The organism is Paenibacillus sp. J22R160, assembly GCF_059692135.1.
In genome coordinates this window covers 332201-345142 of the sequence record NZ_JCAUAU010000005.1, presented here as the reverse complement: position 1 = coordinate 345142, position 12942 = coordinate 332201, and the positions used below count along the sequence as shown (strand labels likewise).

General features: G+C 41.9%; 8 protein-coding genes and 1 pseudogene. 6 read left to right on the top strand and 3 right to left on the bottom strand.

Translation table 11 applies throughout. The features are described from left to right. Positions 1-3 precede the first annotated feature (3 nt). The 5 genes and pseudogenes from AC58UW_RS15195 to AC58UW_RS15175 form a co-directional block, all read left to right on the top strand. The gene (locus AC58UW_RS15195) at positions 4-1569 is read left to right on the top strand and encodes an extracellular solute-binding protein (protein WP_497421473.1); all 1566 of its coding nucleotides are present in this window, start codon (positions 4-6) and stop codon (positions 1567-1569) included. 63 nt (positions 1570-1632) lie between these two features. Beyond that, on the top strand, positions 1633-2592 hold the full coding sequence (locus AC58UW_RS15190) for an ABC transporter permease (RefSeq protein ID WP_497421472.1): 960 nt from the start codon (positions 1633-1635) through the stop codon (positions 2590-2592). Between the two features lie 30 nt (positions 2593-2622). Then, the gene (locus AC58UW_RS15185; protein ID WP_497421471.1) at positions 2623-3504 is read left to right on the top strand and encodes a carbohydrate ABC transporter permease; all 882 of its coding nucleotides are present in this window, start codon (positions 2623-2625) and stop codon (positions 3502-3504) included. A gap of 44 nt (positions 3505-3548) precedes the next feature. Then, positions 3549-4586, top strand: coding sequence for a sialidase family protein (locus AC58UW_RS15180; RefSeq protein ID WP_497421470.1), 1038 nt, complete (start codon positions 3549-3551; stop codon positions 4584-4586). A gap of 525 nt (positions 4587-5111) precedes the next feature. After that, positions 5112-5312 (top strand): annotated as a pseudogene (locus AC58UW_RS15175) (RNA polymerase subunit sigma-70); the annotation flags it as partial. 2379 nt (positions 5313-7691) lie between these two features. On the opposite strand, the gene AC58UW_RS15170 reads toward AC58UW_RS15175, so the two are convergent. The 3 genes from AC58UW_RS15170 to AC58UW_RS15160 form a co-directional block, all read right to left on the bottom strand. Further along, entirely contained in the window at positions 7692-8684 is a 993-nt protein-coding gene (locus AC58UW_RS15170; RefSeq protein WP_497421469.1) for a CgeB family protein, read from the bottom strand. A gap of 159 nt (positions 8685-8843) precedes the next feature. After that, on the bottom strand, positions 8844-9914 hold the full coding sequence (locus tag AC58UW_RS15165; RefSeq protein WP_497421468.1) for a YheC/YheD family endospore coat-associated protein: 1071 nt from the start codon (positions 9912-9914) through the stop codon (positions 8844-8846). Further along, a complete protein-coding gene (locus AC58UW_RS15160) occupies positions 9911-11281 on the bottom strand; it encodes a YheC/YheD family endospore coat-associated protein (protein ID WP_497421467.1) in 1371 nt (456 codons plus the stop codon). Before AC58UW_RS15160 ends, AC58UW_RS15165 begins: the two co-directional genes overlap by 4 nt. Before the next feature lie 182 nt (positions 11282-11463). On the opposite strand from AC58UW_RS15160, the gene AC58UW_RS15155 reads away from it, so the two are divergent. Beyond that, a complete protein-coding gene (locus AC58UW_RS15155; RefSeq protein WP_497421466.1) occupies positions 11464-12798 on the top strand; it encodes a YheC/YheD family endospore coat-associated protein in 1335 nt (444 codons plus the stop codon). Positions 12799-12942 lie beyond the last annotated feature (144 nt).

Here is a 12942-nt window from a genome sequence, read left to right as displayed (position 1 = left end):
TCGATGCGAAAAAGAAAGTCTACGGCGTTACTGATAGGGACTGCCTTAATTACCATGTCAACGGTTGCTTGCAGCAGCCAATCGGATACAGGGTCTGGGTCTGGGGCGACAAATTCGCCTGCGTCAACGGCAGCAGGGACTAAGAATGAGGCGCCGAAGGCAACGCCGAAAATTTATATTTATCAGAACAGCGGTTCCTTAAATGCACGTCCAGAGGGAAGTGTTCCGGAGAAGCTGGCTGAGATGAAGAAGCTATACCTAGATAAGTTGAACATTGATGCGACGGCTTATGTCCCTCCCAAAGGCGCTGACGCTGCGAATCAGAAGCTGAATCTCATGCTCGGTTCGGGCGGCGACGAGCTCGATATTTTCTATGGCAACTGGGACGATTACGCGTCCAAGGGAGCTATCCAGCCCATCAACGATCTGCTGGACAAATATGGTCCGGATGTTAAAAAGGCGTGGCCGAAGGAAGCTTGGGATCTCATGACCGACAAAGACGGCAAAATCTGGGGCATCCCTCGCGGCATTCCTGTTGTCGCCTATCCGGTATGGGCACGAACAGATTGGCTGAAAAAGCAGAATCTGCAAGCACCCAAAACATTCGATGATTTAGAAAAAGTGCTTAAAGCTTTTAAAGAAAGCGATCCTGACGGCGATGGCAAGGCAGACACGATCCCGATGATGACGGATTTGGGTGGATTGCGAATGGCTTTCGCAGGCGGCTTCGTGGAAGGCGGTTACGGCAATTGGCTCGATCCGAAGGACAACAAAGTTAAACCGGTCGAATTGGCGCCAGGCTACAAGGATTTCGTTGCAAAAATGGCGGATTGGTACCAGAAAGGGTACATCTACAAAGAAGCGTTCGGCAAGTTCGACCCGTTGGAGCTCCTGAAGACAGGGCGTGTCGGCACATCAACCGCTTGGTATTCCCGCATCACCTTGTTATGGCCGCAAGTACAGAGCAACTTCCCTGGCGCAGATTATGAAATCGTGCGGGGGATGACAGGGCCCAAAGGCAACATTCAGACCGTCAACGCTGCAGGAACCTCAGGCCAGCTTATCCCTAAGAAGTCCAAAAACCCGGCAGCGGCGATGCAATTCATGAATTTCCAATATCAAGACATTCCGACTAACGCGATTACGGCCAAATTCGGTTTGAATTGGAAATATACAGATGATAAGAAGTTCAACATTGAAGTCAATGATAAAGAAGTGCTTTACGCAGGCGAGTACAGCGTATCGCTTGGACTTGTTACCGAGGCGAAATATGCGATCCTGGATCCAGTTCGGCAAAAGCATGCGGACTATTTGGTGAACGAGTCTATGAAGCTGGATTCCTCCAAAATGCCATTCGACTCCACGATTGTCTACAACAAGGTGGACCTGCAGCAAAATATTCCGAACTCCGGAGATCTCACTCGTCTTCGTGACGAAGAAACGGTCAAATTCATTACCGGCGCAAGACCGCTAAGCGAATGGGACAATTTCATTGACCAATTGAATAAAGCTGGTTTGGATAAGTGGATTAACGAATATTCCCGCCAATATCAGGCGCTGAAGAAATAACATGTGAATCCTGCGGGCGGCTGGTTCGCTCGCAGGTCTCATTTGCCTACAGGAGGGGATTACATGAACGTGCACGCCGAGCCAGTCCAAGGAGTTGCTGCGGAAAGACGTTCCAAGCGAAGGCACCGGATCTGGTCGCATCGGTTTTATTTTTATCTGATTATCCCTGGCCTCCTTTACTTTCTAATTATTGACTACGTGCCCATGTTTGGCGTCATCATCGCTTTCAAGGATATTTCTCCTTTCGGCACTGTAGGCGAGATTCTGACGGGGCCTTGGGTCGGTTTGAAGCATTTTGTAAATTTCTGGCACTCCATTTATTTCTGGAATGTTATGCGCAATACGCTCGTCATTTCCATGTTAAAACTTGCTGTAGGCTTTCCAGCCTCAATACTGTTAGCGTTACTGCTGAACGAAGTGAGGAACAGTATCTTCAAAAGGTTTGTCCAAACGGTTTCGTATTTGCCCCATTTTATTTCGAATGTGGTGATGGCCGGTCTTGTCATGACGATTTTGTCCACGGACGGAGGACTTGTTAATGCCTTGATTACGGCGCTTGGCGGCAAATCGATTTATTTTCTGGGCGAGCCTTCATATTTCCGCAGCGTGTTGGTCTCTTCTCATGTATGGCAAAGTGTGGGCTGGGGGAGCATTCTGTACTTGGCGGCCATATCCGGCATCGATCCTGGCTTGTACGAAGCGGCGACGATTGATGGCGCTAACCGGTTCCGTCAGGCGATTCACATCACCATCCCCGGTATCTCCCATATTATCGTCATTCTATTGATTTACTCCATCGGAGGGCTGCTTAGTGCAGGTTTTGAGCAAATTTTGCTGCTCTATTCCCCGCCGGTTTACGGTGTGTCTGACATCATCGATACATACGTGTATCGCGAAGGGCTGACGAATATGAAATATTCGTTCGTTACAGCTGTTGGATTGTTCAAAAATATACTCGCCATGGTGCTCATTCTGGGCGCTAATTACATTGCGAAGCGATTTAATCAGACTGGTATTTGGTAAGGTGTGTACCTTAATCCAAGGAGGGGCGGTATGAAAATACACAGCCGAAGCATCGGCGATAAGGTTTTCGACATAGCGAATTTGCTGCTGCTGACTGCTCTTACGCTTGCATTTCTCATTCCTTTTTTGTCATTGCTATCAACCTCGTTCATCAGTGCGGAAGAATCGTACAGGCGCGGAGCCTTCATTCTCATTCCTGAGCATATCAGTTTCAGCGCTTACGACATGCTGCTAAGACGAGGCACAATCATCCTGAATGCCTACAAAATCACGTTATTCAGAGTTATTGTGGGCACATTTCTCAGCTTGCTGTTTACATCGATGCTCGCCTATGGATTGGCGCGAAGGACGCTGCCTGGCCGAAACCAACTTGTTTTGTTCGTCTTCATCACGATGATTTTTCATGGCGGACTGATTCCCCAATACATGCTATACAGTTCAATTGGTTTAAAAGGAAGCATATGGGTGCTGATCATTCCGAGTTTAATCTCAGCGTGGAATTTGTTCATTATGCGTAATTTCTTCCTGACGCTGCCTGCTGAAATTGAGGAATCCGCAATTATGGACGGTGCGACACCGCCTTATATTTTATGGAAAATCGTCGTGCCATTGTCGATGCCGGCCATTGCGACGATCGGTCTATTTTATGCGGTTCATTATTGGAACGAGTGGTTCAGCGCCTCCATTTATTTGAGCGATGCGCGCAAATTTCCGATCCAATTAATCATGCGCAACGTGCTCCTTGCAGGAACGGTGACAGATGAGAGCATGGATTTCATACAGGATCCGCCGCCTGCAGCAACCTTGAAATCGGCGATAGTGATCATTAGCACGGTACCCATCATGGTTGTTTATCCGTTCATCCAGAAGTATTTCGTAAAAGGCGCGATGATCGGTTCCGTCAAAGGTTAAGGCTAGCTGGACACAGTTATATTAAAAGAAGCGGAGTGATATCATTGCCTATCGAAAAATTTACGATTAGCCGGGACGATGCCATCTATGAAGCATGGCCGGATGTTACGCTGACGGCTGGGGGAAAACTAATCTGTGTGTTCTCGGAATGCGCTCACCATAAAGACCGTTCGTATACGCGAATCGTCTATACCGAAAGTATGGACAGGGGCCGCACCTGGAGCTCGAAAGTCCCGCTAACGGAAGGGACCAACGGCCGGCCGCATTGGAACTGCGCGAGAATATCGCGGCTATCCGACAACCGACTTGTCATTGTAGCCGATAAAGTTTTCGGGGAGAAAGAATCGAACGCCAAGAACTACATGTGGTTCGGCGATCCGGAAGGTAAAGAGTGGCAAGGTCCCATCGAAACGCCGGCTACCGGTATCGTGCCGGATAAGCTCTGTGAACTGCCGGGAGGGCGCTGGCTGCTGTCGGCGCATGACAAAAGCCCCGTTCACGGGTGCTTGGAGCAGATGCTGTGGTATTCCGACGATCAGGGGATAAGCTGGGCCGGGCCCGTGACCGTCGCCAGTCAAGCTGGATTGAATGTGTGTGAAACAAGCATTCTTCCGATGCCAGACGGTACCTTAGTCGCATTCCTTCGTGAAAATTCCGGTCAAGGCTGGGACTGCTACAAAGCTATCTCCTATGACCGTGGAGAAAGCTGGGAGGGGCCGTACCGCATGCCGCTTCCCGGCTGCCACCGACCTGTATCCGGGTTGCTGCAAAGCGGACGCATCCTGATCACTTACCGGTTTCACCAAGGCGGGAAGGGTTGGCTTGGCGCCTGGACGCAGAACTTTTTCGCAGCGCTTACAGATGTCGCTTCCGCCGTCGCCAAGGAGCGCAAGGAGCAGACGACGCGCATCATGCCGATCGACTTCGACCGCAGCCCGCTATCCGATCTAGGTTACTCCGGCTGGGTACAATTTGAAGACGGGGAGATCTATGTCGTTAACTACATCGTCGATGATGCGCCTAACGCGCAAATTCGCGGCTATAGCTTAAGGGAAAGTGAATTTTTGCTGAGCGGGGAGTAGGATTAATATGTTTTGAGGCTTTGGAGGGAACTACAGTCCGCTATTTTCCCGAAGAGAAACAATTTTCAAGTGCAAGGGGAACTACGTTCCGCTATCTTGTCAATTTCACTTGGAAAACACACCATGGAGACCAGATAAGAGCCTGTAGTTCCGCTCAGAGAGCAAACAACTTATTTTTCTTAAAATAGAGGACTCAAGTTCCCTTGAGTAAAGCTTTGGTCGAATTCCGAGGTCATTGAAATAGGTATGTCCTCCTAAATCAAGGCTACTGAAAAGACGGCGGTTACCCCCACATTCATTCCGGGAGTAAACGCCGTCTTTTCCCCTCTTTAAAGACAATCGCTTTACACACGTTGCGAATATGGCTATTGCATGCCGAAGAAAATGGCACAGCATCCTCATTTTTTGAGTGGCTATGGAGTTAGCTACACTTCTAGGCGCAAACCCACATACACTAATACTAATCTTGAAAGCGGAGGCTTCCGTAACAGCTAGGATCCGCAAACATCGAAGGGGGTGGCTGGAATGCCTGGGATTTTCAGTGCGATTGCTATTTTAATCAAACAGCTAACATTACTTGTATCCTACGTCAAAAATAACGCGTTTCCACAACCTTTAACTGAGGAAGAAGAAGAAAAACATCTGAGACTGATGGCCGAAGGCAATGATTATTCTAGAAATAAATTAATTGAACACAATTTGAGGTTAGTCGCGCATATCGTCAAGGGGTTGTGGACACGAAGCTATGTAGTTTTGGTGGACAAGCAGACATGTTTCACATACGCCATGTAGAGTGGTATTGTTGATTTGACAGTGAAACAATCAGAAAGAGGTAAGTGTGTGTTTTCATCTTATTGTAATTAGCAAAGATAATGCATATATAATCTGACCATTCTTTGTTACATTCGATGGAAATAGTGTGGTTCTTGGTAAAAAGTCTATCGCGGTAAACGAGGGTAGTAGCTACTTAGCTACCAATATAAAGCAGATGGAACTTTTCTGCTTAACAAGACAGTGATTATTGATTACTGTTCATTTGCAGAGGCTGCTGATGCATCTGCTTCATAAGATGAGGGGACGAAATCCTTCAAGCTAGTGTCATCTACATTGTGCTTTTTGTTTTTGAGTGAATTAAGACCTATGAAAAAATATAACTATTCGCCCAAATAGGAGAATGTGAAATACAAATTACTCATATCTACATTGAATCATTATCATATTAATAATAATTAACAGGCATTATGGAGTTCAAGTCTTTGTTGTATGGATTCAACAATTTCGATTCGTAAATTTTCGTGTTTTATAATAATTCGATTTCTAAAAGGATGCTGATAATATGGAGGTTTGTGGTGGATTTGGTAAGAAATCAGGAAATTGCAAGAATAAAATTATTGATTCCTCACTCCGTGCATATACTAAAGGATTGAACTAGAGTAACAATTACTATAGTAGTGGAGGGATTTACGTGGCTGAACTTGTCCCTTTTGTAATTTCGCAGAACCACCTATAAATGATTAGAGATGATTAACCTAAGATCTTTTGTTCTCTAACTAAGGTCAACTATTATTAATCCTCCTAACATCAGTATGGGCTTTAAAACTTTAATTGCGACAAAACTAATAATATGATAAAGCTTAAGTCTTCTATGAACGACTACTCCTCTGGCATTCAAAAATTTGATGAAAATGTAAGTGCGACCTTGAGCAACAACAAGACAATTATAAATGGTTTTGGTTCCATTAGAATTTTGGTAAATAACCCCATATAAATAATTAAGTAATAAAGTTATTCTTGTCATTCTCTTCCTTTTATTGCTATAAGATATGCTAAAGCTGTCAACTCTGCAAGGGCTGATTTAATAGATTAGTATGGAAATAATTCTTAATTCAAAAATAAGTTCTTGATCTCAAATAAAATACAACAAAGTCATAGAACAGGGATAAAAATAATACCACAGTAATAATGCAGATCCTTCCAAGAATATTGTTAAACTGAATGAATCTAATATCGCCATTGAAAAACAAGTAGAATGAATATCACCATGAAAATATGAAAGCACGCTTCAAAAAACATGTCGTTTGATTCAAGCTATTGTACATTGGTTGCAGAATTTAAAGGCGAAATTGTTGGAATGCTTGGTTTACAAATAATATATATTAATAAGAAAACAGGCATCTATATCATATAAATCAATATCTGTTCGGAGCTGCAGTAACCAATCATAAAAATAATCAGTAGTCCAAGTACACCGTTATAGTTACCTAAATACAAAATTAGTAGGGTCCTACAGTGATACAGTCATCTATTACAGGATTAGAACTACTACGACTGATGATGTCCGTTGAAGCAAATGTAGTTGCAGTTGCATTGGGGAAGCCAAACTGGTTACATTCATCTTCTAGTATGGCAGTTTGCAACCAACTTTCGCTTCAATAAATACATTGATATTGTACGATAACGAAATGGCAACCCGTCTATTCATTAACCTGTCTTACCGGATGGCGATACCCGCGGTGAAGCCAAGCATGCCATAGTGCCGCTGCCTTAGTAAAATTTAATATTGTTGTTTTGTCAAGCATGTTGGGATTCACAGTCACGCTTAAAGAATTCGTTTTAAGATCGGAAGTATTGACAGTTTTGACAATATTGTTCGTTGATGATTTCTGGTACATAATATAAGATTTTGGGGCATTCCCGAAACCGTTTGCTCTTATTTTGTCTGTAAATCCATTCATTTGAATAGCTGCCGCTGCGGAGCCGTTTGCAATCCTGTCTTCAAGCTAAATGGACGCTAAATTAAACTTTGCATATATGTTTGCACATACTTGATTTCTAGAAGAACCTTGTTGATCTAATTCTTCAAAATGGTCCCTCCAAGTGATTAATATAAATGCGATCATAATACGTATTTAATTGACTTGAGCCGTCGTAAACCTAGTGTCCACATAAAAGTTAATATATGCTGGAATTAGTACGGAGACTGGCTAAGCTGAAATTGCGAGTCATTAAGCAACTCAAACTGCAAGATTCTTGTATTTATATTTTATGGAAGAAAGGTTATCGCTTTGTAACTGTATCTCAATTACTTAAATTACAATAAAAGAACTAAATTATTTTTTCTTTTTTTAGTATTCTTAACATATAACGAGCTCTATTACTATAAGAATAAGCTGCTGCAGTTCTTACAGCGTTTCTACGTATGCGTTCACGTAATTTAGGAAGCTTGCTATATTTTTTGATAATTATCCGTGTCTCCTTCTCTGAGGAAGAAACGAGGAGATCCTTACCTGGTCTAAACCATTTTCGAACTTCTGGCGTATCATCGGTAATGAGTAGACCCCCTGCAGCAAGGATTTCGTAAGTTCGTTGCGTAAGTCGATCTTTTGCATTTTGAGGTCCTAATACGAAATCGACTGAACTATATACTTTAATGGCTTCTCCGTAGGGTAAATATCCATGAATTTGTCGTGATGGAATGGTATTTTTGAAGATTTTCTTCATTTTATTCCAGTCACGGCCATAAAGGTCTAACTTAAGACCATTCTTTAAAAAAGGATTAACCAACCTTCGGAGTGAATGGAATCGGTAATGATAAGGCTTTAATTTATATAGATCAGGATATCCGTTTGCAACAAGCGCTGCTGTTCCTTTATATTTTTTTACTGACTTTGTTCTATAGTGAGTATTCGAATCACTACCAAAGTCTAAGTGCGCAGCACGGATGGAGGGTTGTTGATTGAAAAATTTAACGCTAGGTCGATGAATCGTGAATACAAAGTCTGGCTTTGTTCTTCTTATTAGTGGGAGTGAGAATATATTTGTATATCCGGGATCTTCAGTGGACCAAAGTACATAAGGTACGTTTGTTTGACGGACAAGCTCAGCAATAATGCGTTGTTGCTTTGGAGAGCTATTAGAGGGAGTCCAGCCCATCGCCATGATTAGATTAGGTTTAAATTGTTTTATCAATTGTTTGGTTTGCTTATTTGGAAAGCAAGTTTTTACAATATGGCCTAGCTTTTGAAAACCTTTTGGTAAGCCGTCTATCCACATTGGATGGTCTTCAAGAAATAAAATACGGAGACGATCATTGCGCATATGCCAATTCCCTTCTATTCATAAAGTGTGCGTCTGAGCGCCTTAGCATTATATTCATCTGTATTATTGGGGGAATAGACTTCAGCCTAACGACAGCGTATATAACTCAAACTAATAAATTTCCAGATTACATTTAGGTGGTACCTGAGTTGTTAGAAGTTACTTTTCCAGAACTCTAGACCTTGCATTTTTTCTCATCAAATAACCTGCGTAAAGAACAGGAAGCTGAAGGCTCTGTTCGAATACTTCTGGAGGACATACTTGTTCGATCAGTTTTTTTCCTGGTTTAGTATTTGCCTCGATAATCCAAATTCGCATATTACGATCGATTCCAAAATCCAGCCCCAATTCCACCAAACGTTTGCAAAACGTCCTTTCCAAATGTGCGGAAAGCTCAAATGATAACTCCCTTAAACGGTTAATGATCTTTTCGGTGGGAAGTTCTCCAAACTGTTTATACAGAAACGGTTGCAATTCAAGGGATTGGCCACCCGTAGCCAGGTTTGAGGTAATCGTCCCTTCATCAGCATAACGAACTCCCATTCCTGTCAAATGCCAAGAGCCTAATTCATTTTTTTGCATAAGTACCCGAACGTCATAAACACGGCTATTTTCGTCGCTCAAACGCATCCACTTTTGGATCATATATCGTTTGGCTTTTCTCAGCACATACAATTTAGCGGTAAAATCATTTTTTGTGAAAACTTGCAATTCCTTGTTATTTTCTTGAAGATAATATTTATCTTTCTTACAATAAATCAACTTAATTCCGGCGCCTCCGTGAGAGCATAATGGCTTGATTATTATTCTTTTATGTTTACTTAGCATAGAGAACACATTTTTATTAAGAATAAGCGGCTTGGAAGGAATAAGATGACGCCTCAATGTTAGGCTTTTTTCAATTGCCTTTTGAATGGTCCACTTATTGTTCCCAAGCCAATCTCCTACGAATTCGATTCCACTGTTTTTTTTCACTTTTGCGGCATTGCTTATTTCTCTCTGTCCGTGGTAAATCCCACGATCGTATATAAGATCAGGGAAGGGTATGTTCGCATCATAGCTCCATTTATGTTGATCATTTACCCAGCCTTGAATTCGCTGGGTGTTCCAATTTACATGTTCAGGAGTGAAAAGTACAATTCTTGAAATTCTGGCATTGGGCATTGCCTTTCGATGAATATCGTATTTCTCCACTTCCACGGCTTCGACCATAATTCCTAAAGTTGTCATAACTCACCTTTATTTGCAAATATGGTGAGGGCTTTCGCATACTTCAGCGGAGTAGTTACGACTCTTCTATAGGTTTCTTGTGCCTTTGCGTGGAGAGGGAAGTCATGGAAAGGAAGCACATTGATTTCTAATATCCATATTTTACCATTAACATCAATCATAGCATCGACACCTACGTCCGCATAATTACCGCCCGATGACTCGAACGTTTGAACTGTACGGATGCATATATCGGTAAGCTTCTGAAGCTTTATCTTGATTTCATCATCTGAGAGATTAAAGACTTCCCTTAATGCTTGCTCTCCTTCAAGTACATACCCTGCCAGAGTAAAATTGGTGACAAAGCTGTTTCTTTTGCCAAATCGGGCAAAAACTCCGGCACAGCCCCACTGCTTGAAATCGTCTTTTTGCAGGATGACTCTAAAATCCACACCTCTGCCCTCATGTCTGGGCATTTTCAAGCCTTGCTGTATGATATAGCGTTTGGCAACAAGCGTGTTATTAATAACATCTAACGCAGTTCGATTTTTTAATCGTTTCAGCGTAAAAGGCCGAGCTGACTTTGTGCGGTCCTGATGATAAAAGGAGTATAATCCGTTGTCCTTTTCTAATTTGATGATGCCTTTTGACATGTTATTGACTAAAGGTTTTAAATAAACGGTTTCGTGTTCCGCTAGCATCTGATCAACGCTTTCTTTACCCAATAGTCTTACGGTATGGGGCAGATGTTCTCTGATTTCGGGATGAGGGGATAGCCATCTCCACATCTCCCATTTATCAAAATGATCTTTCTGGAAATAACTATTAAATATTCTGTCGCTTAAGTGCTGGAACAAATCACTGAGGACGTTAGGCCGAATAGGTACCCGACGGTATAAAGCTTCAGGGTAAGGAAAGGTCGCTTTTATAAAGGGGAGTTCCGATGATGCTGCAAACGGATTGTAATAAACTCCTGTTATTGTTTTGGTGTGAATGTTAATACCTTCCTCAGCGCAAAGGTATATTAGTCCGTTAATCTCCGAATAACTCCCAAAATAATCTATATAAATATTTTTAAGTATACTTTGAGTCATTTCCGTTGTTTTAGAAAAACCGACAAATGCAATTATTGGTCCTATGTGAACAGTCCGACCGTCTATGGCAATTTCGTAGTCCAACAGATCAGGAACATAAAAACATTGTTGTAGTCTTTTTGATAAACCTATTGTATTGGAAGGAAGATCCTCTTTAACTGTGACTTTAACTTCCCTTCGCCAAGATCCCAATTGTAATATTAAACGCTGTGGGCGTATGGCAAAGCGCTCGAGAAATTCGGCTTTGACGAACAGGATGTGGAGGAATTTGCTTTCCACATATGTGATTTTCAAAATCATCAACTCCTTTTATTGGTTATTGGTCATTTGTATTATATGGAAATGTGTCACACAAGGATACAAACTAGTTACAATGATTGAAATTGGTCTACACCGCATGCTTGGGTAGTCCATACACTGATTGTGATTTGATGTACGATGGAGTCCGAAAGGGAAAGGTGGGAGGTTGGGCCGTAATGATTGTAAAACAACAAGTGAAGTTCAGCGAATCTAATTGCTTGCAAGACGGCTTTGCAAAGCTGCATTCAGACTTGGCCAAACAATTAATGCTCGATTATGGAGCGAAAGTTGCTTTGAAATTTGGTAACACTGTTTGTTTAATCCACCTCGAGTTTTCTGACGAACTTGAAGCCTCTGAAATATTGATCTCGCGCGATATCAAAAGCAAGCTAAGGTTACCCGATTTTCTCTTGCTAAAGGTAAAAAGAACGCATAATCAGCTCGTTGCAGGACCTTATATAGGAGTTTTGGTAAAAAAGAAAGTAGGAATAGCATCAGAAATTATCCAGGTATTTTCTAAACTATATGAGTGTATCGGAGGCGCAATGCTCGTCTTTGCCGCAGAGGACGTCAACACAATAGACAAAACCATAAAGGGTTATATGTATAATCCGGTCTCTAGTGAATGGGTGCATGGATCGTATCGTTATCCCGCCGCCGTTTTTAACAAGACTTGGGCTAAGAAGAATTTGATTGATCATTTCGAAGGTGATTTCGGCAAGTGTCTATTTAATGATTACCGGTTGAACAAGTGGAAAATGTATAAATCGTTATACCAAAGAAAGGACCTCAGAGCAATGCTGCCTAAAACAGTTTTATTTAGAAATATTGATAGTATTAAGCGAATGTTGAAGTACTCTACAAATATCTTCATAAAGCCCATAAATGGATCAGGTGGAAAAAATATTTTGAGGGTAACAAGGAAATCATCACAAATTAAAGTCACATACAAGGAGCCCGATTCAACCAGTTATGTAACTAAAACCTATGCTACGTATCGAGCTTTTGGACATTTTCTAACCAATCATTTAATTTTAAATAAATTTATTATTCAGAGAGGATTGAGTTTGATCCAGTCAGACGGAAGATTTATTGATTTTAGGATGATTTTTGTCAAAGATAAGGACGGAAAATGGAGAGATATGGGTATTATTTCAAGATTCAGCCAGAAGGATAGTATTGTCAGCAACATAAGCGCTGGAGGTTATGCCGAAGAAGGGCATAAAGCGTTAAGTGAAGTGACGAAACTGGCTAACAATGAGATTGCGCAAATCCGCCGAAAGATGTATTTGTATGCACTTAAGGTCGCTAAGCATCTAGAATTAAAAGGGCTACACATTGGAAATCTCGGTATTGATTTTGGACTGGATACGAATAGAAAGATTTGGCTTATAGAAATTAATCACAACGATCCCGATCACACCATTGCACTGGATGCGGGGCAAGAGGGTGTATACATTGAAGCGGTTAAAGCTAACCTGCAATATGCAAAACGACTGACGGGATTTTAAAAGAATAGTGTAAAAAACTTATAACGGACAACAGCTATGTATAGATGTAGGAGAAAAACACATATATCCTTGTAATTCCGCGCGCTGCACGATTTTATTATTCTAAGGATGTAATTTCTTGTGTTCTTTATAAGACAAGAAATT

Bases quoted from the DNA above. Each gene is read 5' to 3' on its own strand.
- AC58UW_RS15195 (WP_497421473.1), top strand. From the start codon at position 4: ATGCGAAAAAGAAAGTCTACGGCGTTACTGATAGGGACTGCCTTAATT.
- AC58UW_RS15185 (WP_497421471.1), top strand. From the start codon at position 2,623: ATGAAAATACACAGCCGAAGCATCGGCGATAAGGTTTTCGACATAGCG.
- AC58UW_RS15190 (WP_497421472.1), top strand. From the start codon at position 1,633: ATGAACGTGCACGCCGAGCCAGTCCAAGGAGTTGCTGCGGAAAGACGT.
- AC58UW_RS15170 (WP_497421469.1), bottom strand. From the start codon at position 8,684: ATGCGCAATGATCGTCTCCGTATTTTATTTCTTGAAGACCATCCAATG.
- AC58UW_RS15155 (WP_497421466.1), top strand. From the start codon at position 11,464: ATGATTGTAAAACAACAAGTGAAGTTCAGCGAATCTAATTGCTTGCAA.
- AC58UW_RS15165 (WP_497421468.1), bottom strand. From the start codon at position 9,914: ATGACAACTTTAGGAATTATGGTCGAAGCCGTGGAAGTGGAGAAATAC.